The sequence below is a fragment of the Frondihabitans sp. 762G35 genome, assembly GCF_002074055.1.
Lineage (GTDB): Bacteria > Actinomycetota > Actinomycetes > Actinomycetales > Microbacteriaceae > Frondihabitans.
This window is the reverse complement of record NZ_CP014619.1, coordinates 507,039-526,987: the sequence shown is the minus strand read 5'-3', so window position 1 is coordinate 526,987 and position 19,949 is coordinate 507,039. Positions and strand designations below refer to the sequence as shown.

The window sequence follows — 19,949 nt, the reverse complement described above, 5'->3', positions numbered from 1 at the left end:
CGTCCAAGAGCAAGCGAACCGCCAAGAAGTACCCGCGTCCATGGAAAGACGCCTCCGAGACCCACTTCGGGCACACCACCCTCACCCCCGCGCAAGCGAAGGCGGTGCTTCGAAAGAACAGAGGCTGATATGTCCGAATCTGCCGTCGCATACGTCAGCGTCGTCCCGGCCGCCAAGGGCTTCGGGACGAAGCTGGCCTCGGACATCGACGGCCAGAACGTCGGGTCGACCGTCTCGAGGAGCCTGTCGAAGAGCTTCCTCAGCACGGTCGGCGGCATCGCCAAGACGACCACCAAGGTGCTCGGTGGTGGCGTGGCAGCGGCAGTCGCCGGAATCGGCGCTGTCGCTGCCACGAAGGGCCTCGGCCGACTCCTCGACATCCAGGACGCGCAGGCCAAGCTCAAGGGCCTCGGCCACGACGCCACCAGCGTCAAGACGATCATGGAGAACGCCCTCGCCTCCGTGAAGGGCACAGCCTTCGGCCTCGGTGACGCCGCGACCGTCGCCGCGTCAGCCGTCGCCTCGGGCATCAAGCCCGGCCAGGACCTGACGAAGTACCTCAAGCTGACCGCCGACACGGCCGTCATCGCGGGAACCTCCCTCGGCGACATGGGCGCGATCTTCAACAAGACGTCGTCCTCCGGCAAGGTCTACACCGACACCCTCAACCAGCTCGCCGACCGCGGTGTCCCGATCTTCACCTGGCTCCAGCAGCAGTACGGCGTCTCCGCCGACAAGCTCCAGGAGATGGTCCAGAAGGGCCAGGTCGACTCCGCGACCTTCCGCGCCGCGATCGAGAAGAACATCGGCGGCGCCGCCCTCGCCGCCGCGGACACCAACCGTGGTGCCTGGGCGAACGTCATGGCCGCCCTCGGCCGCGTCGGAGCGATGTTCCAGAGCGGAGCCGTCGCCGCAGGCCCCAAGCTCTTCCAGGCCGTCAGCGCCGCCATCGACCGCGCAGGGGTGGCACTCCAGCCGTTCGCGGAGAAGGTCAACACCTACGTCGTCAAGGCGCTCACGAACCTGACCGCCTGGATCAACCGAGTCGACTTCGGCCGAGTCATCGGCGGCATCCAGGGCGTCTACGACCTCGTCGCCAAGGGCGACTTCACCTCGCAGCTCGCGAAGGCCTTCCACATCCAGGAAGACAACTCCTTCGTCGGGTTCATCATCGACACCCGCAAAGCGGTCATCGGCCTGTTCCAGGCACTCAAGTCCGGCGACCCCGGCAAGGTACCCCAGGCCCTGGGCCAGGTGGGCACCGTGATCAAGCCCGTGCTGCCCTTCTTCCTCAAGGTCGCTCAGGGACTCGGCTCCATCTCCGGTGCTGCCGGCGAGGTCGTGGCGTCGGGTCTGCCCCTCCTCGTGCCGATCCTCAAGTCGTTCGCCGAGATCCTCGGCTTCGTCGGTCAGCACACGGAGATCCTGACGCCGCTGATCATCGCTCTCGCAGCGGGATTCGCGGTCTACAAGCTTGCGCAGGCCGCCGCGAACGTCGCGACCCTGGCCTCGATACCCCTCCAAGCGACCCGGACGGCAGCTCTGTTTGCCTCGGCGGCCGCCAACAACGCCCTCGCCGACGCAACCCTGATCGCAGCCGGAGCAGAGAAGCAAGGCCTCATCGCTCGTCTTCCCGCAACGGCCGCCGTGGTAGCACAGGGGATCGCGAACGTCGCGAGCAGAACGGCCATGCTCGCCGGCGCCGCGGCTACGGGTGTCGCCACCGCAGCCCAGTGGCTGTTCAACGCGGCACTGACCGCGAACCCGATCGGCATCATCATCGTGGCCGTCGCTGCCCTCGTTGCAGGACTCATCTGGTTCTTCACCCAGACGAAGGTCGGCCAGGCAATTTGGTCCGGATTCGTGGCGTTCCTCGCCGCAGCCTGGGAAGGCATCAAGGTCACCTTCTCGGCCGGGATCGCGTTCATCGGCTCGATTTTCTCGGCCGGGTTCAACTTCCTGCTCCAGGTCGGCCGATCCGTGTTCGCCGGAATCGTCGCCGTCGTAGGCGGCTACATCAACATCGTCAAGACGGTCATCGGTGCCGGACTCGCGATCGTGCGTGCCATCTTCACCGGAAACTGGGGCGCGATCCCCGGAATTGTCTCCGGAGCGGTCTCACGGATCCTCGGAATCGCGGGCGGAATGGTGTCCGGCATCCTCGGCTCCCTCGGCGGCGTGACCCGAGCGTTCGCCGGCCTCCAAGGCAAGATCCTCGGCGCTCTGGCGTCAGCAGGAATCTGGCTGCTCGGAATCGGCCGCAACCTGGTCGACGGCCTCGTGAACGGAATCCGAAACTCGTGGGGCCTGGTGACCTCAGTCGTCCAGGGGCTCATCAACAAAATCCCCCAGGTCGTGCGCGACGCGCTGGGCATCCACAGCCCCTCCACGGTCTTCTTCGCGATCGGTGGCTTCGTCGCTCAGGGCCTCGCGAACGGCATCAACCAGGGCGCGAAGGGCGTGCAAAAGGCTGCCGTCAAGATGACGAGCACCATCCTGAAAGCCTTCAACACGAAGACGATCAGCGCCAAAGCGAAAGACGCCCTGATCGGGATCGTCAACCGCGGCAACGGCCAGCTCTCGGCCGCCGCCAACACGCGGAAGTCCATCACGACCAGGCTCGCCGCCGCCACGAAAAGCTACAACGCGCTCGTCAAGCAGCGAGCCGACTACAAGGACAGCGTCAAGTCCGGACTCACGAAGTTCGACGCCACCGGCTATTCATCGCCGACGTCCCTCATCAGCGCGCTCACGAGGCGCGTCGCGAACACGAAGCAGTTCGCGACCGTCATGGCGAGCCTCCGCAAGGCTGGGCTCGACTCCGCCACTTACCAGCAGTTCGTCGCGGCCGGAGTGGACTCGCTCCCTCAGGCGAAGGCACTCCTCGCTGGTGGCTCGTCCAGCGTGCGCGCCGTGGCATCCCTCCAAGGACAGCTCTCGGCCGCATCGGACTCACTCGCGACCTCCGCATCGAACGACCTGTACGGCGCAGGGGTCGAGGCCGCCCGAGGGATCGTTCGCGGGCTGCAGTCGCAGCAAGCGGCCATTTCGAAGCAGATGCAGACCATCGCCTCGACCATGGTCACCTCGATCCGGAAAGCGCTCGACATCCACTCGCCGTCCCGGGTGATGAACAAGCTCGTCGGCGTTCACGTCGTGGGCGGAATCATCAGCGGCATCAACGACCAGGCATCCGCGCTGGCGTCGCGGATGGCGTCCCTCGTGGATCCGTCGATGGTGTCCACGGCAGGGATCGGCGACTACAGCGGCCGCTACTCGTCGACGGCGCTGCCACGCGTGTCCGTGGCAACGGGCGGGGGCAGTACGGATGGCACCGGGAACGGGGCTGACGTCCCGATCCAGATCGACGTGCACGAGGCCACCGATGGCCGAGCGACTGCACAAGAAGTTGCTCGCCGTCTCAAGAGGAAGAGGATCTGATGCCCACCCGGACACTTGGATCTCTGAATCTCGACACCCTCGATGATCAGGGAGTCGCGTGGACCGTGACCGACGTCGAAGGTTGGGGGGCCACTGGCTCGTCTGTGTCTCAGACGGCCAGGGCCCGCCGGTCTGGCTCCAACTCCGGACGGAAGTTCGCTCAAGCGCGGGCGATGACTGTCCACGGCTCCGTCGAGGCACCCAGCAACTTCCTCGCGGCCGCCGCGATCGACCGACTCAACCAGGCCGTCGACCTCAACCTCACCCGTCTCACGATCGACGAAGGAACGGGCCCCCGCTGGGTCGACGTGTTCAAGACGGGCGACGTCGTTCCCGACTGGATCAATGACCGCGCGTTCGACTACTCGTTCGCGGTCGGAAGCGACGACTGGCGGAAGTTCGGAACGGAAGTCACCGACAGCACGAAGCTGCCATCCACGGTGGGCGGGCTCACCCTTCCCCACACCATCCCGTTCAGCATCAACGCCACGTCCGTCACCGGCCAGGTGAAGCTCACCAACCCGGGCAACGAGCGCGGCCCCGTCATGCTCCGCATCGATGGCCCGTGCGCTGGCCCCGTCATCACGCACGTGTCATCCGGGGCGCAGCTCATCTTCTCGTCCTCGCTCGTTCTGGGACCGGGCGAGTACCTCGAAGTCGACATGGAGAAGAAGACCGCGAAAGCGAACGGGCAGTCCTCCCGGTCGCTCTACATCCTGTCCCGCGGGTGGTCCAACTTCGACCCCGGGAACAACACGTGGTCATTCACGGCCGCCACGTTCAACGCGAACTCGAAACTGACCGTCACGGCGCGACCCGCCTGGCTCTAGGAGATCACCATGACGATCACCGTCTACCCCGTTAACGCCCTCAACGGGAACCCCGTCTACTCCGGCCGCAGCCTCCGACAGACCGTCGCCGGCATCCCCTTCGCCGGCGCGACCGCAGCCAGGCCCCTCGGCTTCACCTCCGGCGTCCGGCCCGGCACCCCCGCCAGCACTGCGAGCGCGACGTCCACGAAGTGGTCGTGCGGTCCGTTGGCTGGCGGTCTGGACGTGCAGACGGCGGCCGAGGCTGGTGGCTACCTCTTCTCATCGGATGCGCTGGTGTCGGGTGATCTGGTGCCTGCGAGCTCGTCGGGCCCGCGGACGGACATCGTCTACGCGCAGGTGTCGGACCAGCAGGAGGACGGGTCGGGGCTCACCCAGGTCGACATCAAGTATCTGGCGGGCGTTGCTCAGTCGGGTGCTCCGGTGCCGGCGACGCCGGCTCGTTCGATGCGGCTGTTCCGGATCAACATGCCGACGTCGGGTGGCGGTGCGCCGACGACCACGTGGGATGCTCCGCCGCTTCTGGCGGCCGGCGCGATGTTGTTCGCGGCGGATTCGAACAGCTACCCCTTGAACCCGTACCCGGGTCAGGGCGTCTTCAACCTCGCCATGGGGTGCCCGGTGTACTTCAACGGGACTTCGTGGTCCGACACGGGCTGGGTCAACGTGCCCGCCCTTCTGAACGGGTTCACGATCTCGACGGTGGTCGGCTACAGGGTGCTGAACGGCATCTGCTACCTCCGCGGAGGTGTCGGCCGTCCCGCGTCGTTCACGACTCGTGCGACGGCGTTCACCCTCCCGGTCGGTGCTCGCCCGACTGCCGACCTTCTGCTGCCAGTGGGTGTGAGTGGCTGGGGTGGTGACGTGCAGATCCTCGCGGCTGACGGCACGGTCGGGTTCCAGTCGCCGACGGCTCGATCCGGTACCCCTGCGTACCAGATCACGGGTCTGTCGTACCCGGTGTCCTGATGAGCTACGCGTGGGTGGCCACGGCCATGACGAACGGGCAGATCCTGGAGGACCTTCCCGACCTCGCTGTCGAGGACATCGCCGTAGGGCTGTGCGAGTACCAGTCGGCGACTGCCGACCTGCCGATCGCATCGGCGCCGGACGAGTGGGAGCGCGCGACGCTGCCCGGCGCGACGGTCCTGAACCTCATCGATTCCGACAACGACGACACCCCGGTCTACGGAGCGTTCATCACACACCGGAACAAGTCGACCGACGACGACAAGATCCCGCTGAGCATGGTCACGCTCGAGGGCTACTTCAACCGGCGCTTCGTGCGAGATGTGTCCTACACGCAAGTCGGCCAGAACCAGATCGTCGCTGACCTCGTGCAGCGCTACATCACGCAGGGCTCCAACGGTGGCATCCCCCTCCGCATCGTGAAGGTCGGAACTGACGACGGTCCCCTCCGCGATCGCGACTACGAAGAAGCCCTGGGGAAGTCGGTCTACTCGTGCCTCACCGAGCTAAGCGACCTCCCTGACGGCCCGGAATGGACCATCGGGTGGGAGCGCCAGCACAACCCGGAGCGCATCACCCCAGTCCTGTACATCGGGACGCGGGTCGGAACGGCCGCCGATCCGGTCCTCGGCACGGCTACGACGTTCGAGGTGCCCGGCTCGGCAGGATCCGTGTCGCTCGACGAGGACTACACCGAAGGGCACGGCGCGAACGACGTCACCGCGACGAGCACGGCGGTCGGTTCGGACCAGCCCCAGTCCGACCACATCGTCACGGTCGACCCTCTCAGGCCCACGTTCGAGGACCGATTCACCCCGACGACCGATGTCACCGACAATGCGACGCTGAACGACCACGCCCGCGCCCGCGCGCAGCGGATCTTCGGCAGCACGAAGACCGTCGCCATCGAAGCCATCGCCGAAGACGCACCCCGACTAGGAATCGACTGGTTCATCGGCGACGACATCGGCTACTACGTCTCCCCCGACTACGAGAACCCGGACTCCAACGAACGGACCGCGTTCCCCCGGGGCGCAGACGGCATCCGCCGCGTCATCGGCTGGCAGATCAAGTTCGACGACGTCGAGAAGATCATCCCCGTCTTCGAGGAACCCACGGACGGAGACACCTGATGAGCCGCCTCAGCGTCCTCGGAGGCGAGGACGACACCCTCCGCGATATCGCCCAACTGAAACAGAAGCTCGGCGAACTCCTCGCATCCATCCCGAAGTCGTTCGCACCAGTCGTCGAAAACCTCCAGGCGACGATCATCGCGACGATCCAGACCACCTACTACACGATGACCCAGACGGACTCGCTCCTCGCTGGAAAGTCGAGCACAAGCCACAAGCACGCCGCGTCCGACATCACGACCGGCGGCACGACCGGGGCAGGCTTCACCGTAGGTGGCGCGCTCGCTGTGAACGGGGCTCTCTCCACGACGAGCACCGTCTCGGCAAGCGGGACGGGCAGCGTCGGCGGCACATTCAGCGCAGGCGGCCGCCTTACCGCCAACACCGGCATCACGTCCACAGGCGTGCGGAACAACCAGGTCACCACCGGATACGTCGCCATGTACGTCGACCAGAACGGCGTCTTCGGGTACGCCCCGTCCACGCTCTCGACGAAGACTCTCCTCGGCAACTTCACCCCCGAGATCGACCAGTGGGTGACCCTCATCCCGAAGGTCTTCGCCTACAAGGACGACCCGGCCAAGCAGCGACAGTTCGGTCTCATCGCCGAGCTCGTCGTGAAGCGCGAACCGATGCTCGGCATCTACGACGAGAACCACAAGCTCCGCGGCGTCCGCTACGAGCTGCTCGGCGTCGTCTGCCTCGCCCTCATCCAGCAGCACGTCGCCGAGACCCGCGCGACCCGCGAAGCCCACCACACCCGACTCGTCGCTCTCGAGCGCCTGGCCGGCCTGACCATCCAGGAGCCTTGATGCCCGCCAACGGCACGCTCGACATCAGCACCCTCGAAGTCCTCGAGAACTTCGCCCCCTACCAGGACAGCCACGCGGCCAGCGTGGTCGGCTCGGACCGTCTCACCGCCGAGGCCGCCCGGCAAGCCCGCCTCATGCAGGCCGACTTCAAACGCGACCTCGGCATCACGCTGTTCTTCGCCGAGGCCTACCGCCCCCTGGCGAACCAGCGGCTCATCTTCGGAGAGCGCTACGTCCGAACCTCGAGGAACACCGGGCTCTGGTACGACGGCTCCTACTGGTCAAAGAAGGCCGGCGAGGCCCTCGCCGCCCTCCCCGGGACCAGCACCCACGGCCTCGGCGTCACCGTCGACTGGCGGTCCGGGATCGGCGACCCGACCAGCCGTGCGTACAAGTGGATGGCCGCCAACGCCCACAGGTACGGATGGGTGAACGACGTCCCCTCCGAGCTCTGGCACTGGCACTTCATCCCGGGCACCGCGACCAACGTCGCCCCCGTTACCGCGTCCGCGGGAAACGGCAACACCACTCTCATTGGAGACGAAGAAATGGCACTCACCGAAGAAGGCAAGGCCGAGATCAAGGCGATCGTCTACGCGGTCCTCACCGACACCAACGTCCAGATCCAGTTCGCTGACGCCGCCGAGCGCCGCACGCCCAGGTTCACGCCAGCCCAGATCGCCGCGAAGCTCGCCGAGAAAGACGGCGTCCTCGACCAGGTGCTCGGCCAGGTCAAGAGCCTCCGCACGTTCGCGAACGAGCTCCCCAAGCGGGTCTACCTCTTCAACCGCAACCCGCAGCTCTGACCACGATGCTCACCCGTTTGCGCGCGAACGCTCGGGCACTCAGAGATGCCTCGATCTGGGGTCGCGGGTCGGTCTCGGAAGAAGACGACCGCCTCGCGACCCTGCTCCGGGTCTACCTGCCGATCACCTATGCCGTCTCAGCCGCCTTCGGCTGGTACGGCATCTGGTACGGAGTCCCAGCGATCTTCGACGCGATCGCGCCCGACTACGCCGCCATCTGGTCGCAACTCGTCTTCGCGACGTCCCTCGCCTGCCTCGTCGCAGTCCACTTCCCCCAGAAGCTGTGGCGCGTCGACGTCTACGCCAACGCGTTCCTCGTGATGCTGTTCTCGACCTACACGGTCTGCCTCATCTACCTCGCCTTCTTCGCCCCCGGAGATCCGCACGCCGGCGACCGAGCTGCGCTCGCGATCGGGTCGATTCGACTCATCCTGTTGCCCTTCTGGCGGGTGTTCGACATCGCCCGTGATCGCGAGGTGCACGGATGGCAGTAGCCGCATCAGACTTCGACATCCCGCCCGGCGTCGCGACCGTCGTCGTCGCGATGATCTCGCTGCTCGGCGCATACCTGCTGCAGAAGGCTGGCAAGCGCGTCGCGCGGACACGGAAGCCCCCGCAGGAGAAGGTCAACAAGACCGAGTTCGAGATGCTCCGCGAGGCCACCGAGCGCGAGTTCGCCCGCCTCGAAGGGCGCATCGACGACCTGTCACAGAAGCTCGTCAACCGCACCAACCAGGTCCGCAAGATCAGCGCCACCTATCGGCATCTCCGAGACGCCTTCATTGACTTCGTCTCCGAGGTCAACACCGCGTGGGGGCACGCCACCCACCCGCCGCGGCTGTCGGACGCACAGAAGCGACTCCTCGACGATCCGCTCGAGGACGACCCCGACGTGTACGACACCATGACCCGCGCGCAGGTCGATGCCGAACGGCGCGCCATCTCCACACCCACCGATGTGCCGTCTCCCCGGCGACGGCCTCGACACTGAAAGCGAGACACCATGTCCACCACTCCCCAGGTGCAAGAGATCTGGTTCAAGAGCCAGCGAGTCCTCCGCACCATCGTCCAGGTCGGGATCCCCGCCTTCCTCTCGGGGGCGCTCCTGCTCCCCCAACTCATCGACGCCCTCGGCCTGCCCGTCGACAACGAGCTGAGGCTGTGGCTCGTCGGCGTATCCGCGGCCATCACCGCCGCGGCGGCCGCTCTCACACGCATCATGGCGATCCCCGCCGTGAACGCCTTCGCGACCAGGTTCGGCCTCGGCTCCGTCCCCCGCGCCGTCGCCCGCGGCGAGCACGTCGCTTCCTGACCCTCGACCCGCGAGACGGAGGCAGCATGGCCGACACCACGAACTACGCGACCGTGACGGGCAGGCTCCTCGCGCCCAGCGACAACACGCCCCTCACCGGGTACGTCAAGTTCACTCCGGCGAGCGCCATGCTCGATCAGAACGCTCCGGCGACGCGGGTACCTGCTCGAGTCGTCGGGGCGCTCGACGCTGACGGGTATCTGGTGCAGGACGGTCACCGTGGGGTGCGCCTGTTCGGGTCGGACGCGGGCGTACCCGGCGGGGTGACCTGGCGGGTGGAGTTCTCGCAACTGCGCGCCAACGGGAAGATCGTCCACTACGACCCGTTCGACTTCATCATCAACGCCGGCGAGACGCGCGATCTGACGGCGCTCTCACCCGTCCCATCAAGTCCTGGCACCGCGCCGGGCCCGGGCGCTGCGGCTGGCGTCAGCATGGCCGAGGTGCAGTCGGCCCTCCAAGTCCACGTCGATGACGTCGAGCCTCACCCGGCCTACGACGACATCCCCGACCTCGCCCTCTTCTACGCCAACCGAAAGGCCGTCCTCTAATGGCTTCCCTGCGATCCCTCATCGAAGGGTTCATCACCTCCGCTGCGACCGACGTCGTCAACCTGACCAGGTGGACGACCGGGGCGAAGGATGGGTCGAACCTCAACGCCCTCAACACGACCGACAAGACGTCGCTCCCCGCGGCGATCAACGCGGTCCTCGTCATCGCGCAGAACGCGCAGAACGCGGCCGGCGCGGCGATCGACGACGCATCGACGTCGACGAGCAAGACGTGGTCCTCATCCAAGACCAACTCTTCGATCCAGGCAGCCGTGGCCGCGGTCGTGAACTCGTCCCCGGCGACGCTCGACACGCTTGCCGAGTTCGCGACGGCGCTGAACAACGACCCGAACTTCGCCACCACGATGATGACGATGCTCGGGAACCGGGTGCGGGTCGACGACGTCCAGGCGTTCTCGGCTGCGCAGAAGGCGCAGGGGCTCAGCAACCTCGGTGCCGTGGCCGCGGCTGACATCGGCGACACGACGTCGTCCCTCGTGGCCGTCTACAACGCGGCGAAGTCGGCATGAGCCTCCGCGGCCTCATGGATGAGCTGGCGACGAAGATCGCGTCAGACATCAAGGGGCTGTCGATCCCGGCGTCACACGTCATCGTTCCGCCCGTGGGATTCTCCGTCAACGGCGGTGGGATCCTCGGAGCGACGGCGGGGACTGCGGTCTACCAACGGCTCACGCTGACTCCGTTCCTCGTCGGCCCTGTCGCGTGGACCGCGGACGCGGCCCTGTACAACGTCACGACAGCCGTGTCGGGCGGAACCAACATCGCCTTCCTCGCTGGGATCTACGCCGACGACGGAACCGGTCAGCCGAAGTTCCAAGGCGGCCCGCTCGCGAGCAGCTCCCAGTCGTCGGCCTCGCTCACGACCGGCGCGAAGACAGTCCTGCTCAGCGCGCCCATCACGCTCAAGCCCGGCCTCTACTGGGTGGCGACGCTGCTCACCGGGACGGCCGCCCCGACGACATCGCCGGCATTCCAGTGCATCACGAACAACGCCTACCAGCTCGCCGTGCCGTCCACGGTCGGCTCCAACACGAGCATCCGCGCCTACACCTGGTCCGGCCAGACAGCGCTCCCCACGACCGCCATGGCGCTCGCCAACGCCTCGACGTCAGTGTCAGGCAGCAACGACGCTCCACTGGTGAACCTTCGCCGGTCGGCCTGACCTACGACATCGCCCCGCCATCTCCTCGGAGGTGGCGGGGCGTTCCGTCGTGTGGTCCTACTGCTGGGCGAGCCAGGACTCGAAAGCGGCATCGGCGCTGGGGTACGGCCGGCTCTCGCTGTCGAGCATCCACCCTTGGAACGATTGCCGGATCACGCCTGAGGCCTGGTACTCCTCGCCCACCTTCACGATGTGCCACGTCAACGGCCGCTGGTCGGGGAGGATGCGCAGCTCGAACCCGCCCTTGACCGTGACGATCTCGTGCCGCCATCCGTGCGCAGCGAACCACTCCATCCGGGAGCCCTTGAACGGTTGAACAGCCATCCGTGGATCGTACGCGCTACGCCCGGGACCCCAGCGCAACCCGTCAGCGCCACCCACCCAATGACAACGCCCCGCCACCTCCGAGGAGATGGCGGGGCGTTCTGTCACGTGGGGCTACTTGCTGGCCGACCCCGAGCACGTGACGACGGAGTACTGACCCGTCGAGGTCTGCTCCTGGATCACCTTGCCGTCGACGGTGATCTTGCACGAGATCTTCGTGCCGTCGTCGGCCTGTGCGACGAGGGAGAAGATGCTCGACTCGAACAGCTGGTCGCTCTTGATCGGGATGACCTTCTTGAACGGCAGGGGCGCGCTCGTGGCCTGAGCCTGCGAGGAACCGCCACCGTTGAAGGTGAGGTAGGTGACGTTCATCGCCTTGGTGCCATCGCCGGTCACCTCGTACGTGACACTGCGGGTCGTGGCGGCCTTCGCCGGCGCGGAGGACTGCGTCTTCGCGGCCGTCGTGTCGGCGGGAGCGGCACCCGTCGTGGTGGTGCTCGAGCAGCCCGTCAGGGCGAGGGCCGCCAGGATTAGGGCAGCGGAGACATGGAGCTTCTTCAATTCGGGTTCCCCCCAGATAGTGACGTGATCAGTGCCCTGTCAGGTTAAACGAGAGGACCCGGCTTTTAAACCCCTCGAACGGGCCGGTTTGGTTGTCACCGTCAATATGCGACCAGCATTTGACCGTGCATCAACGAGGTCGAGGGTCGTGAGCCCTCCAGGCAGCGTGCCGTCGTACTTCGTTCCCATCGTCCCGTCGTAGGTCACGACGAGCTGCTGTGCTCGCTGGTGCGAGACACCGAGGAGAGTTCCGACCTCGCGGAAGGTGAGCCCGAGCCCCTTAAGCGTCCAGGCAGCGGCGCGGGACTCGTCTGCGGCGAGTGCCTGCGCTGCGGCGGCGGCGTCGCGGAGGCGTTCAGCGGCCTCGGCGTGAAGGGCGGCGGCTTCCGGAAGCTCGAACTTGACGGACAACTCGAAGCTCTTGGGGTCGATGTCGAGCGAGCTCGCGATGTAGTCGCGGGCCATTTCGTCGATCTCGTCGATGCGTCGGGCCTGGGTGGCGCCGTCGATCTCGGGGATCTCGATGAACCAGAACTTGCCGTCCCGTCGGACGGTCACCTGGTAGGTGGGGGTGGGCATGATGAACTCCTGCATGGGCGGCGTGGTAGGTGTGTTAGTTGTGTCAAGCGTGGTCAGTGCGCTTGTTACGGTCAGCGTTCTAGGTGTGGTCGGTGTTTTACGTGTGGGCCGGGGCCCGGGCCCCCGGTGGCTAACCGAGGGCCTTCTTGCAGTCCTTGAGGATCTTGGCTGCGAGGATCTCGCCGATCTCTTTGTGTCGGGGGATCATGATCACGGTCCCGTTGAGTTTGAACTTGTCATGGTTCGTACCTCCGGCGTAGACCCAGGTCGCATTGTTCTCGGCGGCCAGCTCTGCGATCCGCTTCTCGAGGTCTACTTTCTTCATGCTCTCATTCTAGTGCGGACTAGACAAGTAATGCAAGCCCGCACTAGACATTCTTCGAACGCCACCGGCGTCGGTGCCACTTCGCATACTGGAGGAGTGACAGAGACGGAAGAGCGAGTCCTCGACTTCGAAGCCGCACACCCGAATGGTGGAGCGCACGCCACGACGGAGCTTTGGAACGAGCTGCACATGGGGCGCGTGAGGTACCAGCAGATCCTGTCCCGGCTGATCACGACCCAGGAAGCCCTCGCCCGTCACCCGATGCTCGTGAAGCGCCTCCTCCGCCGAGCAGATGCCGCCGCCGAGAGACGCTCCCGACGCACCCTCGCCTGACAGCCCCCGCCGTACAGTCGGGGGCTTCGCCTTGTCAGCGGGGCACTGCCGCCCGCGTTGTGTGTACTGGTGTGTGCACCTGCACCGTTTATCCGGTGCCCCTGGAGGGACTCGAACCCCCAACCATTTCCTTAGGACGGAACTGCTCTTCCATTGAGCTACAGAGGCTGACCAGACAAGCCTACCCAACCGGCTAGCGTGGAGACTCCCTGCCGAGAGGATCCCCGTGGACATCGTCGTCCTACCCGCCAACCAGCCCGCCGACCGCTTCTACCGGGGCGGCCCGCGCATCCAGGCGTTCCGCGGTGAAGAACCACGAGGCGATCGCATCCCGGAGGACTGGATCGGCTCCACGACCACCATCCGGGGCGAGGCGAGCCTCGGGCTGACGACGCTGCCCGACGGCCGCATCCTGCGTGACGCCATTGCCGAAGACCCCGAGCGGTGGCTCGGCCGGGAGCACCTCGACGCGTTCGGCGTCGACACGATGCTGCTGGTGAAACTCCTCGATGCGGGCCAGCGCCTCCCCGTGCACGCCCACCCCGACGGGCCCTTCGCCAAGGCGCACCTCGGCACGGGACACGGCAAGGCCGAGGCGTGGTTCATTCTCGAACCGGGCGACGTCCATCTGGGGCTCCTGCGCGACGTCGATGCCGACGAGCTCGCAGCGCTGGTCGACGCGCAGGATGCCCGGGCGCTCCTCGCCCTCCTCCACCGCGTCCCCGTCCGCTCCGGTGACACGGTGATGGTGCCGCCCGGCGTCCTTCACGCGATCGGGGCGGGCGTCCTCCTGGCCGAGGTGCAGGAGCCGGAAGACCTGTCGATCCTGCTGGAGTGGCGCGACTTCGAGCTCGACGGCGCCCGCGACGGACACCTCGGCCTCGGGTTCGATACCGCGCTCCGGGCCGTCGAGACGCGGGGCCGCACCACCGACGAGATCGCCGCGCTCGTGTCGGGCGGCGCCGAGGGCGACGTCCTCGCGAGGGCTGCCGCACCGTACTTCCGCTTCGAGCTGCTGACCGTGGGCGGGAGCGACGCGGCCACAGGCACAGGCGCCGGCGCAGCCACCACCACGACCCACGCCGGCTTCGCCGTGCTCATCGTCCTCGACGGCGAGCTGACGCTGCACGCGCAGGGCGACCCCGACGCGCATCCCGTCCGGGTGGAGCGCGGCACGACGGCGGTGCTCCCCCACGCGGCCGGCGCGCTGACGGTCACGGGTGAGGGCCGCATCCTGCTGGCCCGACCGCCCCGCCGCTGAGCACACCGACGCGCGACAAACGAGCGAGGACCAGCAGCGTCACGCAGCCGTCAGGTAGTCCTCCCACACGGCCTGCGGCTGCTCCACCCCGCGCACGACCCAGCCGACGCCGTGCGGCGCCTTGGGCACGAACCGGAGGCTCCAGCCCATCTCGAGCGGCGTCCGGTCGCTCTTGAGGTTGTTGCACCGGAGGCAGCACGCCACGAGGTTCTCCCACGAGTCCCGTCCTCCCCGCGAGCGCGGATGCACGTGGTCGATCGTCGTCGCCGAGCGGCCGCAGTACGCGCAGGTGTGGGCGTCCCGCCGCAGCACGCCCCGGCGCGACACCGGGATCTGCCTCGTGTGCGGGAGTCTCACGTAACGCGTCAGCACGATGACACTCGGGCGGTCGAAGGCGAACGTGGCTCCGAGGACGGGGTGCTCCGCATCGGCCGCCAGCACGGTGGCCTTCTGGCTCATGACGAGCACGAGTGCTCTGCGGAACGAGACGACGGCCAGGGGTTCGTAGCCGGCGTTGAGGACAAGAGTGCGCATCGCTTCCCTTTCGAAACGGCCTGGACGGCTTCCAGGCATTCGATCTCTCTCGTCGCGCTACGACAACCGGGTGGTGCTCCCGCTCACGAAAAAAGCACCGTCACGGGGTGACGGTGCTCAGTCGTGTGCTCCGCAGCGCACACCGGAATGGTGGATGCTGCGGGTGGTGCCCTGTCGTATGGCACAACTCAGGCGCGCATCCATGGTGCGGACGGCTTCCGAGCGTGACATCAGACTCTCCCAGCGGTTCGTGGAACTCCGAGAGCTTCAGAGTACGTCACCGCCCCGCGCTCGCCTAGAGAGGCGGGTAACGGTTTACAGGACGTTCACGAGCGGCCTCGGCCTCGTGCATCCTGCTCTCCCCGCGACGGGAAAGGCCCCCGCTCCATGAAGAACGAGGGCCTCGACCGCAGGATGCCCGGGGCGACGAACCCCGCTACTTGATGCCGAAGCGCACGAAGTGCACGTCCGACGACCAGAGCGGACGGACGCTCACGAAGCCGCCGGGCTTCGGGGCGTCGAGGATCATGCCGTTGCCGGCGTAGAAACCGTCGTGCGAGCCGTTGTTGAAGACGACGATGTCGCCGGGCTGCGCGTCGGCCTGCGAGATCGTGGTGCCCGCGGCGGACTGCAGCGGCACGGAGTGCGCGAGCGAGATGCCGTACTGCGCGTAGACGTACATGACGAAGCCGGAGCAGTCGAAGCCGGCGGGCGTCGCGCCACCGAAGACGTAGGGGGTGCCGACGTACTGCAGTGCCGTCTGGTAGACCGCGGCGAGGCTGAACGCAGGATGCGCGGGCGCGGCCAGGTAGTCGGACGCCGTCTTGCCGGAGTACGCGGTGCTCGCGGCGAACGATGCCCGGGTCGCCTCGGCCGACGCGGCGGCCTTGGTGCTGAGCGACGCGGCGGTGGTCGTCGTGGGGGTCTTCACCACGACGGGGAGGGTCGTCGTGTAGTCGTCGCGGGAGACGGTCGCGGCGGACGCGGTCGACGAGACGGAGACGCTCTGCGACTGGCGGACGAGGGCCGACCCGGCGGAGGCGGACGACGTGCCGTCGGTGCTGGTGGGGGTCTGCGCGAAGGCGGGGAGGGCCATGGTGCCGAAGAGGCCGGCCGTGATGGTCATGACGGCCACGGAGACGACGGTCTTCTTGGCGCTCGGGCGCTTGCCGACGACGGCTCCGGCCTTCTGTGCGCGGCTGTCGGCCTCGCGGGCTGCTCGACGCGTGAGCGGAGCTGCCGGGGCCGGGACGGTCGCGATCGGGCCGGTGCGGATCGGGTCGGTGCGGGGGGTCGTCCGTCGGAGCTGCTGGGTGGGCGTGCTCGAGGACGTCTGATTGCCAGTGGTCAAGAGTGGGTCTCTCCTGCGTCTCCCGGAGGCCGACACCGGATGCTAGGTGCCGAATCGGACTCCGCCCCGTCTCCTTCGTTTTTCAACGAACCAGGTCAAGAGACGGGGGGATGAAACGTCTTGCCCTGGGCCCGGCAACCGGCTTCCTGGTTGTTTGGACGTGGGCGAGCGTACCCGAGTACCGCTCCGATGTCATCCTTGAGGCTGATATTTGTAACGAATCGGTAAACCTGAGGTCGCTGGATCACTCCGAGAGGTAGATGTGCGCCGCGACCTCGGGCGAGAGCTCCAAAGCCTCGTCGTACCCCTCCACGTGGATGGAGATGTAGGTGCCCGCCGCAGCGATCGTGGCCGTGCGGCCCGGCTGTACCCCGTTGTCGTGGAGCTGCTGGAGGAACTCCGGCTCGAACTGGACGGGTTCCGCGAGCCGGCGGATCGTTCCTGACTTTCCGCTGGGATTCTTGGCCGCGACGTCGACGATCGACACCACGCCGTCGAGGAACCGGCCGGCCGGGGAGTCTCCGAGCTCGTCGAGACCGGGGATCGGGTTGCCGTAGGGCGACTCCGTCGGGTGGTCGAGCATCTCGAGGAGGCGGCGCTCCACCTGCTCGCTCATGACGTGCTCCCACCGGCAGGCCTCGTCGTGGACGTAGGCCCAGTCGAGCCCGATCACGTCGGCCAGAAGGCGCTCGGCGAGACGGTGCTTGCGGATCACGTGCGTGGCCTTCGTGCGCCCCTGCGTCGTGAGCTCGAGGTGGCGGTCGCCGGAGACGACGACGAGACCGTCGCGCTCCATGCGGGCGACCGTCTGCGACACGGTCGGACCGGAGTGGCCGAGACGCTCGGAGATGCGGGCCCGCAGAGGCACGATGTTCTCCTCCTCGAGGTCGAGGATCGTGCGAAGGTACATCTCTGTGGTGTCGACGAGATCGGTCAACGGTGCCTCCCGGTCCGGCGCCCTGGAACACGGCGCGCTCTCCGGCCAGATCCTACCGGCTGGCACCTTAGGGACGGATCACCTGGACGTCTTCTGGGCGTGACGCCCCGTGCCGCTGCGCTTCCCGGCCGCTCGCTAGCATCGGGGTCATGGCGGAAATCACCCTACCCAGCGACCTCCTTCCCACCGACGGCCGCTTCGGCTGCGGTCCCTCGAAGATCCGCGGCGCGCAGCTCGAGCACCTCGTCACCGCAGGAGCCACGATCCTCGGTACCTCGCACCGCCAGGCCCCCGTGAAAGATCTCGTCGGCCGCGTCCGCGAGGGTCTCGCGGAACTCTTCGACGTGCCCGAGGGCTACGAGGTCGTCCTCGGCGACGGCGGATCCACCGCCTTCTGGGACGCCGCCTCCTTCTCCCTCATCGAGAAGCGCGCCGAGAACCTCTCCTTCGGCGAGTTCGGCTCCAAGTTCGCGGCCTCGGCAGGAGCCCCGTGGCTGGAGTCCCCCCACGTCATCACCGCCCCCGGCGGCTCCCGCTCCGAGGTCGAGGTCGTCGAGGGCGTCGACGTCTACGCCTGGCCGCACAACGAGACCTCGACCGGCGTCATGGCGCCCGTCACGCGCGTCCACGGCGACGATGGCGCGCTGACCGTGATCGACGCGACGAGCGCCGCCGGTGGCGCGCAGTTCGACGCCTCCGAGGCCGACGTCTATTACTTCGCCCCGCAGAAGAACTTCGCCTCCGACGGCGGCCTCTGGTTCGGTCTCTTCTCCCCCGCGGCCATCGAGCGGGTCGAGCGGGTCGCCGCCTCCGGCCGCTACATCCCCGAGTTCCTCAGCCTGAAGAACGCCGTCGACAACTCGCGCCTCAACCAGACGCTGAACACCCCGGCGCTGGCCACGCTCCTCCTGATGGAGGACCAGACCCGCTGGATCCTCGACAACGGCGGCCTCGACTGGGCCGACGCGCGCACGAAGGAGTCGTCCTCCGCGCTCTACGACTGGGCGACCGCTTCGGAGTACGCCACCCCGTTCGTCGTCGACCCGGAGCACCGCTCGCAGGTCGTCGCGACCATCGACTTCGACGAGTCGATCGACGCGGCCGCCGTGGCGAAGATCCTGCGGGCCAACGGCATCGTCGACACGGAGCCCTACCGCAAGCTCGGCCGCAACCAGCTGCGCGTCGCGACGTTCACGGCCATCGAGCCCGACGACGTGCGGCAGCTGATCCGCTCGATCGAGTACGTCGTGGCGGAGCTCGGCTCCACCACCCGCTAAACCCTGTTGCGGGGCTGTCGCGGTGGTCCTAGGACCACCGCGGCAGCCGAGTGCGAGGGTCTAGCGACTGGCGGCAGGGGCTTGGAGCGCAGGATGCGCGGGCGCGGGAGAGCGCGCTAGCGGCGGCCCGGCTCGTCGAGGCCCCCGGCCTCGGCGGCCTCTTCGACGTCGACCCCGTCGAACTCGTCGTCGCCGAGGTCGTCGTCGGGCTCGTCGTCTTCGTCTTCGTCGTCCGACTCGTCGTCGTCTTCGTCCTCGAAGTCGTCGTCCTCATCGGCATCGTCGTCGTCATCCGACTCGTCGTCGTCGTCATCCGACTCGTCGTCGTCGGACTCGCCCTCGGCTGCGAGCGCGCCCGCCGCCTCCTGCGAGGCCTCGTACTCGGCGAGACGCTCCACCCACGGCACCCAGTCGGGCGCGAGGAGGGACGACTCGCCGGGCAGCAGCTCCGTCTCGAGGACGGTCGGCTCGGCCCCCTCGACGGTGGCGACGCTGACGGTCCAGACCCAGCCGGGGTAGCCCGGCAGGGTGTTCGAGTAGGTGACGGTCGAGACGCCCTCGCCCTCGTCGACGATGTCGAGCAGGTCTCCGATGGTGTCGTCGCGCGTCACCTCGAGGAGCGCTTCGCGGGTCAGCGGCTCCAGGATCGCGCGCCGGGAGTCGTCAGCCATCGAGCTGGTCGGCGATCTTGCGCAGCACGGCTGCGACCTGCGGGCCGTTCTCGGGGTAGCGACCGCGGCGGAGACGGTTGCCGACCCCGTCGAGCATCTTCACGAGGTCCTCGACGATGACCGCCATGTCCTCCGCGGAACGGCGCGAGCGCTCGACCATGCTGGGTGCGGCCTCGAGCACGCGGACCGAGAGCGCCTGCGCGCCCTTCTTGCCGTCGGCGATGCCGAACTCGAGGCGGGTGCCTGCCTTCACGCCGGTGGTGCCGGCGGGCAGGGCCGACGCGTGGAGGAAGACTTCCTGGCCGTCATCGCTGGAGATGAAGCCGAAGCCCTTCTCGTCGTCGTAGAACTTGACCTTGCCGGTGGGCATGACTGACTCCTAGGTTTTGGGGCGTCCTAAGCATACGGGGGTTGTGCGCCCCCGCTCCCGACTACGCTGAGGACCGTGGCCACGAACAAGCAACCCGACGGCGCTCCCCAGGGCATCCAGCGCGCCGAGCGCGTCCTCGCCTACGCGGCGATCACCGTCGCGGTGCTCTCGGCCGTGTGCATCGCCATCTTCCTGATCGGCGGCGCGACGCACAGCGTGTCCGCCACCGGCATCTGGCCGGCCATCGCACTGCTGCCCGTGATCGGGTTCCCGATCGCTATCCTGCTGATCCTCGCCTTCGTCTTCGTGAGCTTCCGTCGGCGTCAGCTCGAGACCCGGGGCACCCGACGCTGACCTGCGAGCGCCGTCGGCGCGGGGCAGAGGCGCCC

General features: G+C 67.5%; 25 protein-coding genes and 1 tRNA gene. 16 read left to right on the top strand and 10 right to left on the bottom strand.

Annotation, left to right across the window (positions count from 1 at the left end):
• The first annotated feature begins 129 nt into the window (after positions 1-129).
• The 12 genes from AS850_RS02610 (at position 130) to AS850_RS02555 (ending at position 11,037) form a co-directional block, all read left to right on the top strand.
• Positions 130-3,441, top strand: a complete 3,312-nt coding sequence (locus tag AS850_RS02610) for a tape measure protein (protein ID WP_164088367.1) — start codon at positions 130-132, stop codon at positions 3,439-3,441.
• A gap of 173 nt (positions 3,442-3,614) precedes the next feature.
• Positions 3,615-4,271, top strand: coding sequence for a phage tail family protein (locus AS850_RS02605; protein WP_236940803.1), 657 nt, complete (start codon positions 3,615-3,617; stop codon positions 4,269-4,271).
• Between the two features lie 9 nt (positions 4,272-4,280).
• The gene (locus AS850_RS02600) at positions 4,281-5,240 is read left to right on the top strand and encodes a hypothetical protein (protein WP_119867713.1); all 960 of its coding nucleotides are present in this window, start codon (positions 4,281-4,283) and stop codon (positions 5,238-5,240) included.
• Positions 5,240-6,373, top strand: a complete 1,134-nt coding sequence (locus AS850_RS02595) for a hypothetical protein (protein ID WP_119867712.1) — start codon at positions 5,240-5,242, stop codon at positions 6,371-6,373. The genes AS850_RS02600 and AS850_RS02595 overlap by 1 nt, the downstream gene beginning before the upstream one ends.
• Positions 6,373-7,185, top strand: coding sequence for a hypothetical protein (locus tag AS850_RS02590; protein WP_119867711.1), 813 nt, complete (start codon positions 6,373-6,375; stop codon positions 7,183-7,185). The genes AS850_RS02595 and AS850_RS02590 overlap by 1 nt, the downstream gene beginning before the upstream one ends.
• Complete coding sequence (locus AS850_RS02585) at positions 7,185-7,991, top strand: M15 family metallopeptidase (protein ID WP_119867710.1); 807 nt, start codon at positions 7,185-7,187, stop codon at positions 7,989-7,991. The genes AS850_RS02590 and AS850_RS02585 overlap by 1 nt, the downstream gene beginning before the upstream one ends.
• Before the next feature lie 5 nt (positions 7,992-7,996).
• Positions 7,997-8,485, top strand: coding sequence for a hypothetical protein (locus AS850_RS02580; RefSeq protein WP_123955420.1), 489 nt, complete (start codon positions 7,997-7,999; stop codon positions 8,483-8,485).
• A complete protein-coding gene (locus tag AS850_RS02575; RefSeq protein WP_119867708.1) occupies positions 8,476-8,982 on the top strand; it encodes a hypothetical protein in 507 nt (168 codons plus the stop codon). The genes AS850_RS02580 and AS850_RS02575 overlap by 10 nt, the downstream gene beginning before the upstream one ends.
• A 12-nt stretch (positions 8,983-8,994) precedes the next feature.
• A complete protein-coding gene (locus tag AS850_RS02570; protein ID WP_119867707.1) occupies positions 8,995-9,303 on the top strand; it encodes a hypothetical protein in 309 nt (102 codons plus the stop codon).
• A 26-nt stretch (positions 9,304-9,329) separates the two neighbouring features.
• The gene (locus AS850_RS02565) at positions 9,330-9,854 is read left to right on the top strand and encodes a hypothetical protein (RefSeq protein WP_119867706.1); all 525 of its coding nucleotides are present in this window, start codon (positions 9,330-9,332) and stop codon (positions 9,852-9,854) included.
• Positions 9,854-10,384 carry a hypothetical protein gene (locus AS850_RS02560; RefSeq protein ID WP_119867705.1) on the top strand — a complete coding sequence of 177 codons (531 nt, stop codon included), beginning with the start codon at positions 9,854-9,856 and terminating at the stop codon, positions 10,382-10,384. The genes AS850_RS02565 and AS850_RS02560 overlap by 1 nt, the downstream gene beginning before the upstream one ends.
• Positions 10,381-11,037 carry a hypothetical protein gene (locus tag AS850_RS02555; RefSeq protein ID WP_119867704.1) on the top strand — a complete coding sequence of 219 codons (657 nt, stop codon included), beginning with the start codon at positions 10,381-10,383 and terminating at the stop codon, positions 11,035-11,037. The genes AS850_RS02560 and AS850_RS02555 overlap by 4 nt, the downstream gene beginning before the upstream one ends.
• A 57-nt stretch (positions 11,038-11,094) precedes the next feature.
• Here AS850_RS02555 and AS850_RS02550 read toward each other — a convergent pair whose 3' ends face one another.
• The 4 genes from AS850_RS02550 to AS850_RS16420 form a co-directional block, all read right to left on the bottom strand.
• The gene (locus AS850_RS02550) at positions 11,095-11,361 is read right to left on the bottom strand and encodes a hypothetical protein (RefSeq protein ID WP_119867703.1); all 267 of its coding nucleotides are present in this window, start codon (positions 11,359-11,361) and stop codon (positions 11,095-11,097) included.
• A gap of 114 nt (positions 11,362-11,475) precedes the next feature.
• Positions 11,476-11,922, bottom strand: coding sequence for an MmpS family transport accessory protein (locus tag AS850_RS02545; RefSeq protein WP_164088365.1), 447 nt, complete (start codon positions 11,920-11,922; stop codon positions 11,476-11,478).
• 39 nt (positions 11,923-11,961) lie between these two features.
• A complete protein-coding gene (locus AS850_RS02540; RefSeq protein ID WP_164088364.1) occupies positions 11,962-12,501 on the bottom strand; it encodes a hypothetical protein in 540 nt (179 codons plus the stop codon).
• Positions 12,502-12,631: 130 nt separating this feature from the next.
• A complete protein-coding gene (locus tag AS850_RS16420) occupies positions 12,632-12,826 on the bottom strand; it encodes a hypothetical protein (RefSeq protein WP_164088363.1) in 195 nt (64 codons plus the stop codon).
• Here AS850_RS16420 and AS850_RS16415 point away from each other — a divergent pair.
• Positions 12,740-13,159 carry a DUF3263 domain-containing protein gene (locus AS850_RS16415; RefSeq protein WP_335589193.1) on the top strand — a complete coding sequence of 140 codons (420 nt, stop codon included), beginning with the start codon at positions 12,740-12,742 and terminating at the stop codon, positions 13,157-13,159. The two genes, AS850_RS16420 and AS850_RS16415, sit on opposite strands and share 87 nt — an antisense overlap.
• Before the next feature lie 96 nt (positions 13,160-13,255).
• Here the strand turns inward: AS850_RS16415 and AS850_RS02530 are convergent.
• Positions 13,256-13,327, bottom strand: a tRNA-Arg gene (locus tag AS850_RS02530).
• Positions 13,328-13,385: 58 nt separating this feature from the next.
• On the opposite strand from AS850_RS02530, the gene AS850_RS02525 reads away from it, so the two are divergent.
• Entirely contained in the window at positions 13,386-14,420 is a 1,035-nt protein-coding gene (locus tag AS850_RS02525; protein ID WP_164088361.1) for a class I mannose-6-phosphate isomerase, read from the top strand.
• A 39-nt stretch (positions 14,421-14,459) separates the two neighbouring features.
• On the opposite strand, the gene AS850_RS02520 is transcribed toward AS850_RS02525, so the two are convergent.
• From AS850_RS02520 to AS850_RS02510, 3 genes are all read right to left on the bottom strand, one after another.
• Positions 14,460-14,954: an HNH endonuclease gene (locus AS850_RS02520; RefSeq protein ID WP_119867700.1), complete on the bottom strand. Its 495-nt coding sequence runs from the start codon at positions 14,952-14,954 to the stop codon at positions 14,460-14,462.
• 436 nt (positions 14,955-15,390) lie between these two features.
• Positions 15,391-16,305 (bottom strand): C40 family peptidase, encoded by a 915-nt coding sequence (locus tag AS850_RS02515; protein ID WP_119867699.1) that lies wholly within the window; start codon positions 16,303-16,305, stop codon positions 15,391-15,393.
• 244 nt (positions 16,306-16,549) lie between these two features.
• Complete coding sequence (locus tag AS850_RS02510) at positions 16,550-17,242, bottom strand: metal-dependent transcriptional regulator (protein WP_119867698.1); 693 nt, start codon at positions 17,240-17,242, stop codon at positions 16,550-16,552.
• Positions 17,243-17,391: 149 nt separating this feature from the next.
• On the opposite strand from AS850_RS02510, the gene serC reads away from it, so the two are divergent.
• Positions 17,392-18,519: a phosphoserine transaminase gene (gene serC, locus AS850_RS02505; protein ID WP_119867697.1), complete on the top strand. Its 1,128-nt coding sequence runs from the start codon at positions 17,392-17,394 to the stop codon at positions 18,517-18,519.
• A 116-nt stretch (positions 18,520-18,635) separates the two neighbouring features.
• On the opposite strand, the gene AS850_RS02500 is transcribed toward serC, so the two are convergent.
• Together AS850_RS02500 and AS850_RS02495 are read right to left on the bottom strand one after the other, a co-directional pair.
• A complete protein-coding gene (locus AS850_RS02500) occupies positions 18,636-19,190 on the bottom strand; it encodes a DUF3027 domain-containing protein (RefSeq protein WP_119867696.1) in 555 nt (184 codons plus the stop codon).
• Positions 19,183-19,560: a cold-shock protein gene (locus AS850_RS02495; RefSeq protein WP_119867695.1), complete on the bottom strand. Its 378-nt coding sequence runs from the start codon at positions 19,558-19,560 to the stop codon at positions 19,183-19,185. The genes AS850_RS02500 and AS850_RS02495 overlap by 8 nt, the downstream gene beginning before the upstream one ends.
• A 75-nt stretch (positions 19,561-19,635) precedes the next feature.
• Between AS850_RS02495 and AS850_RS02490 the strand changes: the two genes are divergently transcribed.
• On the top strand, positions 19,636-19,914 hold the full coding sequence (locus tag AS850_RS02490) for a hypothetical protein (protein WP_119867694.1): 279 nt from the start codon (positions 19,636-19,638) through the stop codon (positions 19,912-19,914).
• Positions 19,915-19,949 lie beyond the last annotated feature (35 nt).

Bases quoted from the DNA above. Each gene is read 5' to 3' on its own strand.
- AS850_RS02540 (WP_164088364.1), bottom strand. From the start codon at position 12,501: ATGCCCACCCCCACCTACCAGGTGACCGTCCGACGGGACGGCAAGTTC.
- AS850_RS02555 (WP_119867704.1), top strand. From the start codon at position 10,381: ATGAGCCTCCGCGGCCTCATGGATGAGCTGGCGACGAAGATCGCGTCA.
- AS850_RS02550 (WP_119867703.1), bottom strand. From the start codon at position 11,361: ATGGCTGTTCAACCGTTCAAGGGCTCCCGGATGGAGTGGTTCGCTGCG.
- AS850_RS02610 (WP_164088367.1), top strand. From the start codon at position 130: ATGTCCGAATCTGCCGTCGCATACGTCAGCGTCGTCCCGGCCGCCAAG.
- AS850_RS16415 (WP_335589193.1), top strand. From the start codon at position 12,740: ATGGTTCGTACCTCCGGCGTAGACCCAGGTCGCATTGTTCTCGGCGGC.
- AS850_RS02570 (WP_119867707.1), top strand. From the start codon at position 8,995: ATGTCCACCACTCCCCAGGTGCAAGAGATCTGGTTCAAGAGCCAGCGA.
- serC (WP_119867697.1), top strand. From the start codon at position 17,392: ATGGCGGAAATCACCCTACCCAGCGACCTCCTTCCCACCGACGGCCGC.
- AS850_RS02600 (WP_119867713.1), top strand. From the start codon at position 4,281: ATGACGATCACCGTCTACCCCGTTAACGCCCTCAACGGGAACCCCGTC.
- AS850_RS02575 (WP_119867708.1), top strand. From the start codon at position 8,476: ATGGCAGTAGCCGCATCAGACTTCGACATCCCGCCCGGCGTCGCGACC.
- AS850_RS02565 (WP_119867706.1), top strand. From the start codon at position 9,330: ATGGCCGACACCACGAACTACGCGACCGTGACGGGCAGGCTCCTCGCG.
- AS850_RS02585 (WP_119867710.1), top strand. From the start codon at position 7,185: ATGCCCGCCAACGGCACGCTCGACATCAGCACCCTCGAAGTCCTCGAG.
- AS850_RS02590 (WP_119867711.1), top strand. From the start codon at position 6,373: ATGAGCCGCCTCAGCGTCCTCGGAGGCGAGGACGACACCCTCCGCGAT.
- AS850_RS02580 (WP_123955420.1), top strand. From the start codon at position 7,997: ATGCTCACCCGTTTGCGCGCGAACGCTCGGGCACTCAGAGATGCCTCG.
- AS850_RS02520 (WP_119867700.1), bottom strand. From the start codon at position 14,954: ATGCGCACTCTTGTCCTCAACGCCGGCTACGAACCCCTGGCCGTCGTC.
- AS850_RS02605 (WP_236940803.1), top strand. From the start codon at position 3,615: ATGACTGTCCACGGCTCCGTCGAGGCACCCAGCAACTTCCTCGCGGCC.
- AS850_RS02495 (WP_119867695.1), bottom strand. From the start codon at position 19,560: ATGCCCACCGGCAAGGTCAAGTTCTACGACGACGAGAAGGGCTTCGGC.
- AS850_RS16420 (WP_164088363.1), bottom strand. From the start codon at position 12,826: ATGAAGAAAGTAGACCTCGAGAAGCGGATCGCAGAGCTGGCCGCCGAG.
- AS850_RS02595 (WP_119867712.1), top strand. From the start codon at position 5,240: ATGAGCTACGCGTGGGTGGCCACGGCCATGACGAACGGGCAGATCCTG.
- AS850_RS02560 (WP_119867705.1), top strand. From the start codon at position 9,854: ATGGCTTCCCTGCGATCCCTCATCGAAGGGTTCATCACCTCCGCTGCG.
- AS850_RS02500 (WP_119867696.1), bottom strand. From the start codon at position 19,190: ATGGCTGACGACTCCCGGCGCGCGATCCTGGAGCCGCTGACCCGCGAA.